Annotated in this window: 11 protein-coding genes; 3 read left to right on the top strand and 8 right to left on the bottom strand. The window is 61.9% G+C overall.

Features of this window, described 5'->3' with window-relative positions:
* Positions 1-91 precede the first annotated feature (91 nt).
* Both rsgA and DXB98_RS03325 read right to left on the bottom strand, forming a co-directional pair.
* Positions 92-1,045 (bottom strand): ribosome small subunit-dependent GTPase A, encoded by a 954-nt coding sequence (rsgA, locus tag DXB98_RS03330; protein WP_199407110.1) that lies wholly within the window; start codon positions 1,043-1,045, stop codon positions 92-94.
* Positions 1,046-1,516: 471 nt separating this feature from the next.
* Positions 1,517-4,198 (bottom strand): cation-translocating P-type ATPase, encoded by a 2,682-nt coding sequence (locus tag DXB98_RS03325; protein ID WP_117743145.1) that lies wholly within the window; start codon positions 4,196-4,198, stop codon positions 1,517-1,519.
* Positions 4,199-4,639: 441 nt separating this feature from the next.
* Between DXB98_RS03325 and pyk the strand changes: the two genes are divergently transcribed.
* Together pyk and DXB98_RS03315 are read left to right on the top strand one after the other, a co-directional pair.
* On the top strand, positions 4,640-6,100 hold the full coding sequence (gene pyk / locus DXB98_RS03320; protein WP_089572705.1) for a pyruvate kinase: 1,461 nt from the start codon (positions 4,640-4,642) through the stop codon (positions 6,098-6,100).
* Positions 6,101-6,520: 420 nt separating this feature from the next.
* On the top strand, positions 6,521-7,594 hold the full coding sequence (locus DXB98_RS03315; protein ID WP_117743144.1) for a hypothetical protein: 1,074 nt from the start codon (positions 6,521-6,523) through the stop codon (positions 7,592-7,594).
* Here DXB98_RS03315 and DXB98_RS03310 read toward each other — a convergent pair.
* The 6 genes from DXB98_RS03310 to pheS form a co-directional block, all read right to left on the bottom strand.
* Positions 7,591-8,439, bottom strand: a complete 849-nt coding sequence (locus tag DXB98_RS03310; protein WP_117743143.1) for a hypothetical protein — start codon at positions 8,437-8,439, stop codon at positions 7,591-7,593. The two genes, DXB98_RS03315 and DXB98_RS03310, sit on opposite strands and share 4 nt — an antisense overlap.
* A gap of 80 nt (positions 8,440-8,519) precedes the next feature.
* Complete coding sequence (locus tag DXB98_RS03305) at positions 8,520-9,290, bottom strand: energy-coupling factor ABC transporter ATP-binding protein (protein WP_117743142.1); 771 nt, start codon at positions 9,288-9,290, stop codon at positions 8,520-8,522.
* 44 nt (positions 9,291-9,334) lie between these two features.
* Positions 9,335-10,171, bottom strand: coding sequence for an energy-coupling factor transporter transmembrane protein EcfT (locus tag DXB98_RS03300; RefSeq protein ID WP_117743141.1), 837 nt, complete (start codon positions 10,169-10,171; stop codon positions 9,335-9,337).
* Positions 10,149-11,231: a cobalt transporter CbiM gene (gene cbiM / locus DXB98_RS03295; RefSeq protein WP_117743140.1), complete on the bottom strand. Its 1,083-nt coding sequence runs from the start codon at positions 11,229-11,231 to the stop codon at positions 10,149-10,151. Before cbiM ends, DXB98_RS03300 begins: the two co-directional genes overlap by 23 nt.
* A 167-nt stretch (positions 11,232-11,398) precedes the next feature.
* Positions 11,399-13,852 carry a phenylalanine--tRNA ligase subunit beta gene (gene pheT / locus DXB98_RS03290; protein WP_117743139.1) on the bottom strand — a complete coding sequence of 818 codons (2,454 nt, stop codon included), beginning with the start codon at positions 13,850-13,852 and terminating at the stop codon, positions 11,399-11,401.
* A gap of 184 nt (positions 13,853-14,036) precedes the next feature.
* Complete coding sequence (pheS, locus tag DXB98_RS03285) at positions 14,037-15,113, bottom strand: phenylalanine--tRNA ligase subunit alpha (protein WP_117743138.1); 1,077 nt, start codon at positions 15,111-15,113, stop codon at positions 14,037-14,039.
* A gap of 504 nt (positions 15,114-15,617) precedes the next feature.
* Here pheS and DXB98_RS03280 point away from each other — a divergent pair.
* Positions 15,618-17,192, top strand: a complete 1,575-nt coding sequence (locus DXB98_RS03280; protein ID WP_117743137.1) for a carboxypeptidase M32 — start codon at positions 15,618-15,620, stop codon at positions 17,190-17,192.
* Positions 17,193-17,289: the final 97 nt, after the last annotated feature.

Here is a 17,289-nt window from a genome sequence, read left to right as displayed (position 1 = left end):
CACGTCAGCAAACTGCATGTTTCGAGGCTTTTCCGCAGCAAAAAAGCCGTCTCCCGAACAGTTGGGAGACGGCTGCCATAGGAAAAATCAATTACAAATGGACATCGGGATCGAGCATTTGAGCGCTCACGCGCATGGATGACGCCAGGTTTTGGAACGTTTCCAGACGCAGGCCGTCGATCTGCCCGGCGTCCTCAGCCTCGCGAACGGCGCAACCCGGCTCATGGGTATGTGTGCAATCGCCAAACCGGCACGCGCGCGATGCCTCGACAATCTCGGGGAAGGCGCGCGCCAGACCCCGCTCGTGACCCACGAGCGGTAGGCTGCGCAGGCCCGGGGCATCGGCGATCACGCCGGCGTCGCCCGGCAGCGCCACCATCACGCGCGCGACGGTAGTGTGACGGCCCTGATCGTCGCGTTCGCGCACACCGCCGGTCGCCAACGTATCGTGGCCCAGCAGTGCATTGAGCAGCGTCGACTTGCCGGCACCCGACTCGCCCAGAATCATGGCGCAGCTCCCAGCAGGCACGCAGGAACGGACCTCGTCCAGGCCGCGGCCCTCGGCAGAGGACGTCACGATCACGCGCACGTCCGGACCCACCAGGCGGCGCGCGCGGTCCAGATCGCGCTCGAGCTCCTCGGCATCGCAGCGGTCAGCTTTGGTGAGCACCACCACCGGTTCGGCATCGCAGTCGAGCGCCAACACCAGCGAGCGCGCCACGCGGTCGAGCAGCACCTCGCCAGCACCGAGCGCCTGCACGATTAGCACGCTATCCACGTTGGAGCAGAGCACCTGGCGCTCTCCGCGGGCACGGCCGCGCCAACGTTCAAAGCTCGTATGGCGCGGCAGCACGCACTCAATCACGCCCATATCGTGCCCGGGAGCGCGGCGCACCGCCACACGGTCGCCCACGGCAGGCAGCAGGACCTCGTCCTCGCTGCGCGACTTGGCAAACCCCACGGCATGCTCGGCGCGAAAGGTGTCGTCGGCAGTAGCCACCAGCGGAAACCCGCGATCCAAGCGCACCACGGCACCAAGTTGCATCTGCTCGGGCTCCTCGGCATGTGCGCAGAAATCATCAAAGGCAGTCTGCTGGGCTTCATCGACCGGCAGGTCATCAAACGCCGGAACGTCCTGCAGCGCGTCGAGTCCCGGCACGCTTGCCAGCAGCTCCTCAGCAGATGCGGGAGCCTCGGTCGCGAGCTTCCGGCGACGATCGCGCTTAGCCCGCGCCCCCGTCGTCTTTTTCTTCGCTTTAGCCTTAGCTTTGCCCACAGATGCCTCCCAGCACAAAACCACACAACTGAGCAGGTATTTTAAAACAAAAAGAGCTGGCCGGGCAAAGCCCGACCAGCTCACAAACTTTCCCTCAGCTTATGGTCCTGAGAGGTTATCCGAAGGCCCGCCCGCCGGGAGGGGTTTCCCAAGGGCACATCCCGCAGCCGCAAAGCGGCGAGGACGTGCCCGTGGAAACCCCGCAGGCGGTCGGGCCGGTGGGAAGGATAGCCTTTCGACCTACTCCTTCTCCACGGCGCGCATGATCGCCTTGTAGATCTCCATCAGCGGAATGATCAGGAAGGCAAGGCCCAGCGCGGCGATAACGCCCTTAAGCTCAAGCGTCACAGGGCCAAAGAACATCTCGGCAAGCGTCGGCTGCACGGTTACGATCACCGTCAGCACCAGCGCCAGCGCGGCCGAAGCCCACAGCCACTTGTTCTGCTTCTTCATCTTAAACAGCGACGTGCGACGGCTGCGCATGTTAAAGCAGTGGAAGATCTCGACCATGTTGAGCGTGATGAAGGCCATCATCACGCCTTCTTCGTCGGCGGCGCCGGCGATCATATCGGCGATGTGGATGTAGCCCATGTCAAAGTACACGCCCACAAAGAAGCTCGCCAGCACCAGCACGGTGATGATCAGGCCCTGGACCACGCAGTCCAGACCCATATGTCCGGCAAAGACGCCGTCCTTGGCGTTGCGCGGCTTGCGCTTCATGATGTCGCCCTCGGCATCCTCCATGCCCAGCGCGAGCGCGGGGAAGCAGTCGGTAACCAGGTTCACCCACAGCAGCTGCACCGGCTGGAAGATGGTAAAGCCGATGAGCGTGGCGATAAACACCGAGAACACCTCGGCAAGGTTAGCCGAAAGCAGGAACTGGATGACCTTGCGGATGTTGTCGTAGATGCGGCGACCCTCTTCGCAGGCGCCGATGATGGTGGCGAAGTTGTCGTCTGCAAGCACCATGTCGGCGACGTTCTTAGTGACGTCGGTACCAGTGATGCCCATACCCACGCCGATGTCGGCGCGCTTGATGGACGGGGCATCGTTGACGCCGTCGCCCGTCATGGCGACGATCTGGTCGCGCGACTTCCAAGCCTCGACGATGCGGGTCTTGTGCTCGGGCTGGACGCGGGCGTACACGCCGTAGTCCTCGATGTGCGCGTCGAGCTCCTCATCGCTCATGCGATCGAGGTCGGCACCGGTGATGGCATGGCTGCGATCGGTAACGATTCCCAGCTGCTTGGCGATGGCCACGGCAGTGTCGATGTGGTCGCCCGTGATCATGACGGTGCGAATACCGGCGTCGTGCGCTTCGCGGATGGCGTCGGCGACCTCGGGGCGAACGGGATCGATCATGCCGGACAGGCCGCAGAAGACCAGGTCGTGCTCGAGTGCAGCAGGGCTGCAGTCGCTCGGGACCTCGGTGTAGGTGCGGCTTGCCAGCGCCAGCACGCGCAGGGCCTCGTCGGCCATGGCCTTGTTGGCGGCCACGAGCTCGGCACGACGCTCCTCGGTCAGCGGGACGACCTTATCGCCCTCGTAGATGTGGGTGCACAGGCCGATCACCACGTCGGGCGCGCCCTTGGTGTACTGCTCATACTCGCCGTCCAGGGTCTCGACGACCACGGACATCATCTTACGACCCGAGTCGAACGGGGCCTCGCCCACACGCGGATGCTCGGCAGTCAGGCCGGTGAGGCCCGCCTTGCCGGCGTCGTTGACAAGCGCGCACTCGGTCGGCTCGCCCACGGCCTCGCCTAAATCCTCGTCCCACTGGGCATCGGAGCACAGCGCCATACCGGCCAGGAACTTCTCCTTAGGCGCAGCAAGCTCGTGCTTGACGACGGTCATCTTGTTTTGAGTAAGGGTACCGGTCTTGTCGGAGCAGATGGTCTGCGTGCAGCCGAGGGTCTCGACGGCAGAAAGCTTGCGGATAATCGCCTGGCGCTTGGCCATCTTGGTCACGCCAAGCGACAGCACGATGGTCACAACGGCGACCAGGCCCTCGGGGATGGCAGCGACGGCGAGCGAGACGGCGACCATAAAGGTGTCGAGCAAAGCGGTCGGGTCGGTAAGGACGTTGCCCACGCCGTGGCGGAGGATATCGACGCCAAAGATGACGACGCAGATGACGATAACCATGATGGTAAGGATGCGGCTGAGCTCGGCGAGCTTCACCTGCAGCGGCGTGAGCTCTTCCTTAGCCTCGGCCAGGGCGCCGGCAATCTTGCCCATCTCGGTGTTCATACCGGTGCCGACCACGACGGCGCGGCCACGGCCGTACACAACGGTGGAGCCCATGTAGCACATGTTCTTGCGGTCGCCGAGCGGCACGTCATCGGTGCCCGCAGCAAGCTCGATCACGTTGGCGTGCTTCTCGACCGGCACGGACTCGCCGGTGAGTGCGGCCTCTTCGATCTTCATCGTGGCGCTCTCGAGCACGCGGCAGTCGGCCGGGACGGAGTCGCCCGCCTCGAGCATGATCACGTCACCGGGCACGAGCTCGGCGCTCGGCAGGTGCACGAGCTTGCCGTCGCGCAGTACCTTGGACTGCGCCGCGCTCATCTCTTGCAGGGCTTCGAGGGCCTCCTCGCTCTTGGCCTCTTGGACTACGCCCAGCACCGAGTTGACGATAACGACGAACATGATGATGGCGACATCAGCAAAGTCGGGCTCGCCCTTGACCATGCCCGTGAGCGCGCTGATAACCGCGGCCGCGATCAACATGATGACCATGGGGTCGGCCATCTGCTCAAAGAAACGCTTCCAAAGCGGCGTTTTCTCGGCTTCCTCAAGCTTGTTAGGGCCTGTCTTGGCAAGACGCGACGACGCCTCGCCGTTGCTCAGGCCGAGGTTCTCATCGACACCTTGGTCGCTGAGCACCTCCGCCGCGGCGGACAGGTATTCCTTTTGCATATAGAGTCCCCTCCTGGGATTCGGGCCACTCAGCAGATTGATGCCCGATCATAATTCCCAGGAGAAGGGCAAGGGCTCATCAAGGCTGCCGTGCTGAGCGGCAGTTGATAGTGGAGCTATGGTACCCCAAAGCGACGCGTCTAGCCAAAACATTCCATCTGGAAACACGGCACAGGCGCAACGGTGCAGACAGTGTGATGCTCGAGATTGATAAAACGTTTTTTCTTCAGCGCATCGGCAAACTGAAATATCGCCCAGATAGCAGCGGTAAGACCGCTTGGTAAAAATTTTTCTTTAGTCTTTTTTGACTAAAGAATGAACTTCTAAATCGGCGTACGGTCGATTTTTTGGGGTATTCGGTCGTCATTTCGTTATAATCAACTCAGTTTTATTTCTTATGGTTTATCTATCAGCGCAAGACGATGTCAGATGGAGGTCTGAATGTACAAGCGCACTAAGATTGTATGCACCATGGGTCCCGCCTGCGATAGCGACGAGACCATCCGCGAGATGATCAAGGCGGGCATGAACGTCGCCCGTTTCAACTTCTCGCACGGCTCTTACGACGAGCACCACGGTCGCATCGAGCGCGTCCGTCGTATTTCCAAGGAGCTCGGTCTGCCCGTCGGCATCCTGCTCGACACCAAGGGCCCCGAGGTCCGCACCGGCCTTCTGGTCGACGGCAAGAAGGTCGCCGTCAAGACCGGCGATAAGATCGTCGTCACCGCTCAGCCCACGTCCGAGGATTTCCACGGCACCGCTGAGCACATCTCCCTCGACTACCTGGCTCTGCCCTCCGAGGTCGAGAAGGGCTCCCTCATCCTGATCGATGACGGCCTGGTTGCCCTCGAGGTCGAGTCCGTCGACGGCCAGGACATGACCTGCGTCGTCAAGAATGACGGCCTGATCGGCGAGCGCAAGGGCGTCAACATGCCCAACGTCAACATCTCGCTGCCCGCCATCACCGAGCGCGATCGTCAGGACATCCTCTTTGGCCTGACCGAGAACATCGACTACATCGCCGCTTCCTTCATCCGTGACGGCGAGTCCGTCCGTGGCATCCGCAAGCTTTGCCGCGAGAACGGTGGCGAGCACGTGACGATCTTCCCGAAGATCGAGTGCGCCCTTGGCGTCGAGAACTTCGACGAGATCCTCGAGGCTTCCGACGGCATCATGGTCGCCCGTGGCGACCTGGGCATCGAGATCAAGCCCGAGCTCGTTCCCCACATCCAGAAGGAGATCATCGCCAAGTGCAACGCGGCCTACAAGCCCGTCATCACCGCTACGCAGATGCTCGACTCCATGCAGCAGAACCCGCGCCCGACGCGCGCCGAGGTTGCCGACGTTGCTAACGCCATTTACGACGGCACCGACGCCGTCATGCTGTCCGGCGAGTCCGCTGCCGGTAAGTACCCGGTCGAGGCCGTTAAGATGCAGGCCAGCATCGCTCTCGAGACCGAGAAGTACCTCCCGGCCCACGCTCCGCTCGAGGTTCCGGCTGACGCTCACGGCACCCGCGTCGTCAACAACGTTGTGGGTATGTCCGCTGTGAACATGGCCACCACCGTTGGCGCCAAGTGCATCACCGTGCCGACGACCACCGGTCGTACCGCTCGCCTGATCTCACACTTCCGTCCCAACATGCCGATCTGCGCGTTCTCCCGCCACGAGTGGGCCGTCCAGCAGATGATCATGTACTGGGGCGTCATCCCGCACCAGGCAGAGATTACCCAGGGCACCGTCAACGGCACGATCGTCAAGGCGATCGAGACCGCCAAGGAGCTCGGCTACGTCGAGGCCGGCGATCTGACCGTCGCCACCGCCGGCGATCCCCGCATGAGCGTCCAGCTCGAGGACAAGGTTTCCTCGACCAACGTCGCTTACGTCGCTCAGGTGCGCTAAATCGCACTTGCAAGCAGATTTGCATTGCAAAGGGCCCGGAAGGCTTCGCCTTCCGGGCCCTTTTTCTGTGTGCCAATACCTGCACACGGCAAAACACGCACTCATTTCTTTACCAAAAGCGCGAAATCCACCCTTCAGGGCCCAAATAATAAAGTCCCAAGCGCTAAAAGTGTTCGCCCGGTGGCAAACCCACACCTTAACCGACGCTGCTAAATCGTTTTAGCAAGGTCAAAAATGACTATGTTTTCGGAAGTGCGGGGAAAAATTGCTCACCCCCAAGCACAAGCCCTTTTATTTCAACAAAACCCCTGATAAAGTTGGCTCAAATACTCCTTGTGCTTTGCCTGCTTCTCTTTTTCCCCGCACTTCCGAAACCGATAGCCTTTCTAGCCCAAACAACGCTCAAACGATCGGATTGCTATGTCATTTCTCGCTTGCGGACCCTCGGCTTTCCAGTACTATCGCATCCCGCCCCAGATACTGGGACTCTATCCGGCAATCCTGCCGCCCGACCATGACCATCGCTTGGTGCATTACTCAAAACAGCCAGTATTTGAGGATCTACTCGACAAGCCGGTCTGGAGATTCGTGGGCGAAAAGGGTCGCCGCGCGAACGGCAAGCTTTTTCGCAGCCGCCTGCTGACCCAGGAACCACCTCCCGGGTCGTTTAGGCAAACTGAACATGGATTTGATGTCACATCGCCCGAGTTCACACTGCTCAACCTTGCTACGCAGGTCTCACGCAACCAGCTGCTCATGGCGTGTTATGAGATGTGCAGCTCATTTGCAGTATTTACGCCCTGCGAGCGTGCGCAAAAGCAACTTGATGAGGCAATATCCCTTAAGCTCATTCCACCCGACTGTGGCTGGGAGCGCGTTGTTGACACCAAGGGCAATGGCACCAATTTGTGGAAACGCGCGCCGCTCCTCAGCGCGGCGGATATCGCCGCGTTCGCCAAGCAGGCCGCAGGCCTGCGCGGCGTCAAGCAACTCCGTTGGGCCGCCAAACGCATGACAGGACAGACTGCCTCACCCTTCGAGGTCCAAACATCCATGCTCATCTCACTCCCCCGCGACGAAGGCGGCCTGGGCATAGACATCACCAATAACGCGCGCATCCCGCTCAGCGAAGCCGCACGTTCGCTGTATGACAAAACCTGCTGTTACGCCGACATCCTCATCGAAAGTTTCACCGACAGCATGGGTGTCATTCTGGAATGCCAAGGCCGCTCCGCTCATGACAGCGAAGCCGCGAGCCTCTCCGATGCCGAGCGCGCCACCGCACTCACAAGCATGGGCTACGACGTCATCCAACTTACCTATGACCAGATTAAGGATAAGAAGAGCTTCGACCACATAGCCGAGCTCATCCATAAAAAGGCTGGGCTTCCCTACACCCCAAAGACCAAACAGGAGTGCGACGCCGAAGATGCCCTGCGGCAAAAGCTATTTGTCGATTGGGACGAGCTGTTCACTACCGGGCCGGCCAGCTAGCAGCTAGCAATCAGGGGCAGTGCGGGTGTGCCGGGAGCGGCTCCGCGCTCGGCAAAGCCTGCCTCGGTTAGCTCGATGACCTCGGTAAACGTTGCATCGAAAAATTCCTCGGTTAGCAGGCGATACGGCGGATGATCGGGCTCACCGGGGTTTTCGCGTACAATCTCGTGCATGACGCCGATAGTCTTGAGCACATATTCGTTATGGATGGAATACTGCCCAAAACGCGTCGCCGCGGTATACAGGCGATTGGTCGCACGCGGAATCGAAACAATGCCCAGCGTCTTGCCAAACCAGTCAAAGTCGCCTTGCTTTTTAATGCGGAACTCCTCACACGGCTTGCCGCCGTGCGCCTCCAGATACTGGTTCACACGCGTGTTCCATACCGTGTCGGCCACCAGATGCGACCAGACGCCCAGCGTTAAATCGAGCAGCGACTGCGCCACATCTTCGGACGCAAGCGAGAACTCACTAGCGCCGGGACCGGCAACCGGCTCGGCATACTTGTAGCGCTGGGGATAGTGCACGCGGTTCAATCGCTCGCGTTCCTCGATAATCGAGGTCGCCGCGGCCGGCGCACCGGTGGGCGAACTTTTAAGCAACGGTGCCACATAGGTATCCCAGAACTCATGCTCACGAGGCTTAGGGATGGGCTCAGGCTTGGCAAAATGTGTAATGCTATACGGAATGGGATCGGCAATGCCAGGAACCATATAGCCCACGAAGATATCCGGAACCACGCAGCCAAACAAAAAGGCATTGCGGTCGCGCACACTATCGGCAAGCACACTGGTGCGATCCAGCAAACGCTCCGTCTGAGCGATATGAATGTTCCAGCTTGGCATAGCCACCCCCATAAAAAACCTGGATAACTATACCATCACGGCAAAGCCGCGCAGGCGGCTACGCACGCTTTACGCAGCAACTAGTCCGTAGCACCGCTTTCGGTTCCATACGACGGCGAAGACGCCTCGACCACATGGTGATATCGATCGATATAGATGGCGCGGGCACCCAGGCGTCGCACCAGATCCTGGTGATGCGTACTCATCAAAACCGTCTTACCCGCCGCGACGTAGGCCAGCAAGAAGTTGACCACGATGTCGCATGAATCTTCGTCGAGTCCATTGGTAGGTTCATCGAGGACCAAGATATCCGGGTTCATCGACACCACCGCAGCCAGCGCAACGCGCTTCTTTTGCCCGCCCGAGAGCTGATAGGGAGAGGCGTCGGCAAGGTCGGCAACCTGGAACAGCCCCATGGCATCGCGCACGCGGCGCTCGAGCTCGTCTGCCGGCAGCCCCATCTGGGCGGGGCCAAACGCGACCTCCTCGCCGACCGTGGCGCAAAAGAGCTGCGCATCGGCATTCTGGAACACAAAGCCCACGCGCTGATGGAACCGCTGGGCCGTCGCGGAATCCTTGAGATATGCCGCATCGACCACATGCCCGTCGAACAGGTACGCACCCGCGTCCGCAAGCTCAAGACCGTTGATAAGACGCATGACCGTCGTCTTGCCGCAGCCGTTAGGACCAAGCAGAGCAACGAGCTCCCCACGGTTCACCCGCAATGAAACGCCGTCGACCACCGTATGACCCGCATAGGAAAACACCACGTCGCGAAACTCGATGAGCGGCGTGATCTCGGTGCCGGCAGCACCGCTCGCACCCATCGCGTTATTCGTATCGTTTGCCAAAACGCCGCCCTTCCCTACTCACATCGACAGTTCGACCGTCCGCGCTACAACACCGCGCACAACACGACGAGCAACGCCACAACGGCCGCGTAAACGGCATCGTGCCAGCCAAACCCGGCGCGCGCGGGCGCCGGATACGCACCGGCAAAGCCGCGACAAAGCATAGCCTCGTCCATCGCGCGGCTGCATTCCATCGCCTTGATAAACGTCATGCCCATGATACCCGCCAGCGAGTCGGTGCGCGAAAAACCCGCAGGCGCGGATCCGACGCTGCGCAGCATGACCGATTCGCACAGATCGTGCGCCGTGAGTCCCAGCACCTCGATATGCTTGAGCGCCATATCAAACGTAAAGATAACTTCGTCGGGCAGATGCAGCATCTTGAGCGCCGCCGACATGCGGCTCCAGGTAAGCGTCCACGAAACGCCCAGTACCAGCGACACATTAATGAAGGTCTTGAGCGCGATCTTGAGCATGGCGCCCGTGGCAGAAGCGCCCAGCAGCAGAGCAGGCAGCGCCAGAACCACTGCGAGTCCCGCGGCGCCGAGCGCCGGCACAAAGGTCGCGCGCAGCCCGCGTACAGGGCGCACGGCAACGAGCACCAGCGCGATAGCCGCCATCAACATGAGATACAGCGGGCTTTGCGTCAGACACACGCACAGGACGCAAACGAACATCCCCACCAGGCGCACCGGAGCCGAAACGCAAGAAAGGGCGCGGTCGACCATCGACCCGCCCTCGTGCGCACCTCCACCCAGGCGAACCCGCTCAAGCAGGCTCGCCAGGTGCAGGACATTCTTTTGCATCACACGATGCCGAGCCCCCACGGGCTCATATCGCTCCTCGGCCGCAAGCCAGCTAGGCAGCTCGGCTATTGCCATGAGCACCGCTTTCCTTGACCGTCAGCGAGACCAGGCGGAATGCGATGGTAAGCACCGCCACGCCAATCACGCCCGAAAGGATATACATCGCGGCCTGGCCGGCAAAGCCAAGGCCCTGCTCCTCGGAATAGACCTGCAGGTAGTCGCCCGTGGGCAGCGCATCGGCAAAGGTCGGAGCATCGAGGCCGACCGAAGCCTGCAGACTGTCGTCACCAGCCTCCTGAACGGCGGTCGCGGCGCCCTCAGCGTCCCACTCGCCCCAGGCGTCACCCGTGGCCAAAAGGCCCAGCGGCGTGGCCAATACAAGTACGGCGACCAGAATGAGCGTGGGGATTAGGGAAGTCTTCTTGGCGGTACCATCGGCGGCAAGCTGGCCATCGACGGCCTCGGGCCCGACGATAATGCTCGGCGCCGTCTTCTTAATGAAACCGTAGATGGCGGCCGTCGCCACGCCCTCGATCACGCCGGCAACCAGCATATGCGGAATCAACATAGCCGGAATAGCCACGGACAGTGGGAAGGGGCAGTACAGCGGCGCGCCCGAAACGTTGGTAAAGAGCATCGGCTGAATACCAAACTCGATTGCCGCGCACAGGGCCGCCAGGCACAGGCCGACCCAACCGCTCACGACGGCAGAAACCGAGGTGCCCCAGCTCTTGTCGTGCAGACGACTGTTGAGCGCACCGAACACGATAGCAGCGACAAACGGCAGCACAAAGGCCATGTTAAAGCAGTTGGCGCCAAACGACAGAACGCCGCCGTCGCCAAACAGCAGCGCCTGCAGCGCCAGCGCGACCGAAACCGCGATGGCAGCGGCCTCGGGACCCAGCAGCAGTGCGATGAGCGCACCGCCGACGGCGTGACCCGTGGTGCCGCCGGGCAGCGGCACGTTGAACATCATGAGCAAAAAGGAGAACGCGGCGCAGATGCCCAGAAAAGCCATGTGCTCGCGATCGAGCGTAGCGCGCACCTTCTTGATGCAGTGAACCCAAACGGGCACCATCGCCACCGCCATGACGGCATCGGTCTGCGGGGACAGATAATTATCTGGAATGTGCATGTATGCCTCCCGATTGTCGGCACGCAATCGCAGCGCCGTTTGAATCACCTTGATAGTGTTACGTATTGATAGATTCGTAACACGCCGCCGGCTATCATAGCAAACGGCGCACTGCCAACAAAGCAGTGCGCCGTTTTGCAATACATTCGTCACAGACGCAAGCGATCTTAGCCGCGGACCTCGCCGTTTACGCCCTTGCACACCTTGGTGACGATCTTCTGGTGCGCCTTCTCGACCTCTTCGCTGGTGAGCGTGTGATCGTCGGAGCGATACGTAAGCGCAAAGGCCATGGACTTCTTGCCCTTGCCAATGCGGACCGGATCGCGGTAGACATCGAACAGGCGCACGCCCTCGAGCAGCTTGCCGCCGGCACTGGTAATACGGCGCTCGAGGTCCTCGCAGGTCACGGAGTTGTCGACCACGATTGCAAGGTCGTGCTCAACAGCCGGGTACTGCGAGAACTCACGGTAGTTCTCCTGGTTGCGGGCACCCTTGATCAGCTTGTCCAGATCGAGCTCAAAGGCAACGACGACCTCATCTATGCCGCAGGCCTCGCGCGCCTCGGGGTGAATCTCGCCGACCCAGCCCAGCACGGTACCGCCAGACAGAACCTCGGCCGCACGGCCCGGCTGCAAGAAGGCGTAGCCCTCGCCCTCGGCGGGACGGAAGCGCACCTTCTCGATGCGCAGCTGAGCGAGCAACTCCTCGACAATGCCCTTACCAAAGAAGAAGCGCAGCTTGCGATACTTCATGTTCCAGGACTGCTCACTCCACTGGCCCGAGAGCACACCCGCCACGGACTTGGTCTCCTTGGGCAGGCTAGCGTTCTCGCGGCCGTGGAACAGGCTGCCGACCTCGTACAGGTGCACGTTGGGCGTGCCGTGGGCCTCGTTGTAGGCCACAGACTGCAGCAGACCCGGCAGCAGCGAGCGGCGCATCTCGGTCTGCTCGGCCACCAGCGGGTTCATGAGCACCACGGGGCAGCCGCGGCCCTCGGTGGACATGCCAATCTTCTCCAGGTCGCCCGGGGCGGCAAAGCCAAAAGTCGTGGTCTCGTTGAGGCCACAGGCGCGCAGGATCTCGCCGACCTTGCGGGTAAGCTTCTGCTCGCGCGTCAGACCGCCGATGTGGTTCTTGGCAGCCGGGATGGTCGCCGTCACGCGGCCCATGCCCCACAGGCGCAGGACCTCCTCGATCAGGTCGATCTCGCGCGGCAGGTCAGGGCGGAAGCTCGGCGGGGTAACCTTAAAGTCCTCGCCGTCGCGCTCGACGGTGCAGCCCAAGCGGGTGAGCGAGCGCTCGATAAAGTCGGGCTCGATGTCGGCGCCGCAGATGGCGTGCACGCGGGCCAGGCGCAGCTTAATTCTGTCGATGGTCTTGGGCGCGGGGAAAACGTCGACGTAGCCGGGAGCAACCTCGCCGCCGGCGATCTGCTCGATGAGCGCGCAGGTAACGTTGGCGACATCCACGCAGCCGGTCTCGTCGACCTGGCGCTCAAAGCGGATGGAGGCATCGGAGATCAGCGACAGGTCGCGGCTGGTGTGCGAGGTGCGGCCGGCGTTGAAGCAGGCGCTCTCGACCATCACGTCGACGGTGTCGTCCTCGATCTCGGAATCCATGCCGCCCATAACGCCGGCCAGCGCCACGGGACGCTCGCCGTCGGTGATGAGGCCCATGCCGGCGTCGAGCGTGCGCTCCTCGCCGTCGAGGGTCGTGAACTTCTCGTCCTGCTGGGCGGCGCGAACCACCACGCGGCGATGGCCCTCGCGCTCGGCAAAGGTTGACAGGTCAAAGGCGTGCAGCGGCTGACCAGTGAGCATCATCACGTAGTTGGTGATATCGACGATGTTGTTGTGCGGACGCACGCCCAGGGCGTTGAGGCGCTTGACCATCCAGTCGGGCGACGGGCCGACCTTCACGTTGCGCACGATGCGGGCGACATAGCGGTCGCACAGGCCCTCGTCGGCAATCTCGACCGAAAGCTCGTCGTCGGTCGCGCGGCCGGTCTCTGCCTTGATGGCGGGCAGCTCCACGTGGAAATCGCGATCGAAAATGGCGCCGGTCTCGCGGGCCATACCGATCATGGACAGGCAGTCGGGGCGGTTGGGCGTGATCTCGCAGTCGAGCACGGTATCGCTCGAGCCCACATACTCGGCAAACGGCATGCCGCAGGGCGTATCCTCAGGCAGAATCATGATGCCGGAGTGGTCGCCGCCCAGACCGAGCTCGCGCGCAGAGCAGTTCATGCCCATGGACACGACGCCGCGAAGCTTGCTCTTCTTGATCTTGACGTCGCCGGGCAGAACTGCGCCGATCATGGCCGTGACGATGTGGTCGCCGGCCTCGAAGTTCTGCGCGCCGCAGACAATCTGCAGCGGGGCGGGGTTGCCGTCGGCGTCGAGGTTCTTGTCACCCACGTCAACCGAGCACACATACATATGGTCGCTATCGGGGTGCGGGGTCTTGGTGAGCACCTTGGCGGTCACCACGTGGTCGAAGGACTCGCCCACGGTGTCAATCGCCTCAACCTCGGTGCCGGTGCGGATATACTCGTCCGAAAGGGTCTTAGGATCTTCCGGAATATCGATCATGGTCTTGAGCCAGTCGTAAGAAACACGCATCTAGCTCTCCTTTCATACTGAAAGCCTGCGAAGAAATGCAGGTGGAAACTTCAACTTTGTGAACATTCCTTACAAAGCGAGGGTTGTCCAAGTGCGGCAGATCGGCCCGAAAGAGGAGCGCCGCGTACTCTGGTACGCAAGCGACGAATGAGCGCCGAGGTGCCGTGCTTGGGCAAGCCGCAGCCTAGAACTGATTCAGGAAACGCATATCGCCAGTCATGAGAGTTCTGAGGTCGGGCAGGTCGTAGCGCAGGGCCGCGACGCGCTCGGCGCCAATGCCAAAGGCGAAGCCGGTGTACTTCTCGGGGTCGATGCCGCAGTTGATGAGCACGTTGGGATCGACCATGCCGCAGCCCAGGATCTCGATCCAGCCGCTGTGCTTGCAGAAGTTGCAGCCCTTGCCGCCGCACACGTGGCAGCTCACGTCCACCTCGCAGGAAGGCTCGGTGAAGGGGAAGAAGTGCGGGCGGTAACGCGTCTTGCGGTCCTCGCCAAACATGCACTTAACAAAGTAGTCGAGCGTGCCCTTAAGATCGCCAAAGGTGATGCCCTCGTCGACGACCAGGCCCTCGATCTGGTTGAACTGCGGCAGGTGGCAAGCGTCGGCCGTATCGGGACGGTAGACGGTGCCCGGGCAGATCATGTAGATGGGCGGCTTCTGCGACTCCATGGTGTGGATCTGCACGCCCGAGGTCTGGGTGCGCAGCAGCACGTCGGACTCGCCGTGAGCGTGAGCCTCGGGATGCGCGACGCTGCCGGGGTTGTTGTCGACCACGTAGAACGTGTCGCGAGCCGAGCGGCTCGGGTGATCCATGGGCGCGTTGAGCGCGGTAAAGTTGTAGTAGGAGGTATCGACCATGGGGCCGGACTCGACGGTGTAGCCAATACCGCAAAAGATGTCCTCGGCCTCCTCGATGATCTGCTTGATCAGGTGCTGGTGACCGATCTGCGGACGGATGCCCGGCAGCGTGATGTCGACGGCCTCGTGCTCGAGTGCGTGCTTGAGGGCGGCGGCCTTCATCTCGGTGGTGCGCTCGTCGAGCATGCCCTCGATCAGCTGGCGCATCTCGTTGGCGCGCCTGCCCATGACAGGACGATCCTCGGGGGCGAGCTTGCCCATCATACGCATCAGGCCGGTGATGCGGCCCTTGCGGCCGAGCAGCTCAACGCGCGCAGCCTCGAGCTTTGCGGCGTCGTCGGCGCCTGCGACGAGCTCCTTGGCCTCTTCCTCGAGTTTGACCAGATCATCAATCAGACTCATGTCTTCCCTTTCGTCTCTCGCGTATCCGCGCTCCGGGACGGCTGACGCCGCCCGATGCTGCGGATGCGCGGCCCGGTTCGGTAACAAAAAAACCGCCCTCGGGCATGTGCATTGCCCAAGGACGGTTAAATTCCGCGGTACCACCTTGTTTGACCCGGCGGATGTCTGGCCCGCCGCGCCCACTCTGCGCCTCTTGTCGCGAGGCTCACGGCTTCCCTACTGGGGCTTTGCTGCCACTGGCCGCGCGCCCGTTGAGGTCGCTGCTCGGGAGTGAACGCTTGGCCCTTGCCACCGCAGGAAGGCTTGCAGCCCATGACCTTCCCTCTCTTGCCGGCGACGCGGCGGGCAAAACCCTCTCCGTCAACGCATTGGGCTATAGGATAGCACATTTCGCGAGCGCATCGCCGCGTTCCGTTTTGTTCGCGCTGGGTACAAGGCAGGTAACTGTGCAAACTGGCCGTGCACCCGCCTGCGGCGCTCGGCCTGCGAGATTAAGGATACGATATGGGAAAGAAGCTCGATAAGAAGGCCAAGCCCGCAGCGGGCAAGACGCCTAAAGGCATGAAGGTCGACAAGGCCGTCAAAAAGTTCCGCAAACTCGAAGGCAAGCTGTGGACTCGCGAGTACCTGCTCAAGATTGCCGAGTTCGATGGAGCGACGATTGCTCCCGCCAACGGCGCTGCCGCCCGTGCCGACGCCATGGGTACGCTTGCCGGCGAGCATCACAAGCTGCTGACCAGCGAGAAATCCGTTGAGCTCGTACGCTCCTTAGCGCGCGAGACGGTTGCAGGCGGACATGTAGACGACCCGCAGCTGCTCGACGAGCTCCGCGTGCTCGGCCGCGGCCAGCGCGAAGCGAGCGTTGTCCCTACCGAGGAGGCCGAGGCCTGGACCAGGCTCACCTGCGAGGCCGACGCCGTGTGGCACAAGGCCAAGACGGCCAATGACTGGGCGAGCTTTGAGCCCTATGTGGACAAGATTGTGGGCCAGCTCAAGCATCAGGCCGAGCTTATGGACCCCAAGCGCGACCCATACGACGTTTGGCTCGACCAGTACGAGCGCGGCCTTTCCGCCAAGAGCTTCGATGCGTTTTGTGACGAGGTCAAGGCCACGGTCGTGCCGCTCGTGCACGCCATCGGCGAGCGCGGCCAGCAGCCGGCCGCCGACTTTTTGCACGCCCACGTGCCCGAGGCTGCCCAGCGTGCCATGAGCTTCGACCTGATGAAGCTTGTCGGCCTGAACCTGGACGACACCACGCTTGCCTTTACCGAGCACCCGTTTAGCGAGGGTTTTGCCGTGGGTGACGCGCGCATCGCGACGCACATCTACGAGGACGATTGTATCTCCAATGTCTACAGCATCATCCACGAGGCGGGACACGCCATGTACGAGCTGGGCGTGAACCCCGCCTATGCGCGCACGTGCCTGGAGGGCGGCACCTCTATGGGCATCCACGAGAGCCAAAGCCGATTCTTCGAGAACACCGTGGGCCGCAGCCGCGCCTTTATGGGGCCGCTGCTCGAGGTACTGCGCCGCCACGCGCCCGAGGTCTATGGCAGCGTGGACAAAGACACGCTCTACCGCGCCGTGAACATCGCGCAGCCGTCGCTGGTCCGCACCGAGGCCGACGAGCTCACCTATCCGCTGCATATTATGGTGCGCTACGAGATCGAGCGCATGCTGTTTGCCGGCGAGGCCACGGCCAAGGACATCCCCGCGCTTTGGAACCGCTTCATGGATGAGTACTTGGGCATTCCCGTTCCCGACGACACGCGCGGCTGCCTACAGGATACGCACTGGAGCGGCGGCTCGTTTGGCTACTTCCCCACCTATGCGCTGGGCAGCGCCTACGACGCCATGTTTGTGCCGGCCATGTGCCGCGACGGCGTCGACCTCACCGGTGCCTGCGCGAGCGGCGATCTGGCGCCCGTCCGTGCCTGGCTGGGCGAGCACATTTGGCAGTGGGGCCGCGCCAAGGACGCGCCGGAGCTCATCAAGGGCGCCTGTGGTATGGACTTTGACGCCCGTTACTACTGTAGCTACCTCCAAGACAAGTTCACCACGCTGTACCAGCTGTAAGGCATAACCGACACGCCAACGCAAAGGGGAGCGCCGCGGAATCAATTCGCAGCGCCCCCCTTTCACTTAGTCATTGGGGACGCTCTTTAATGACTAG

The organism is Collinsella sp. OM07-12 (assembly GCF_003438275.1).
In the GTDB taxonomy this organism is placed as follows: domain Bacteria; phylum Actinomycetota; class Coriobacteriia; order Coriobacteriales; family Coriobacteriaceae; genus Collinsella.
The sequence above is the reverse complement of the archived record's forward strand: the minus strand, read 5'-3'. Positions and strand labels throughout refer to the sequence as shown.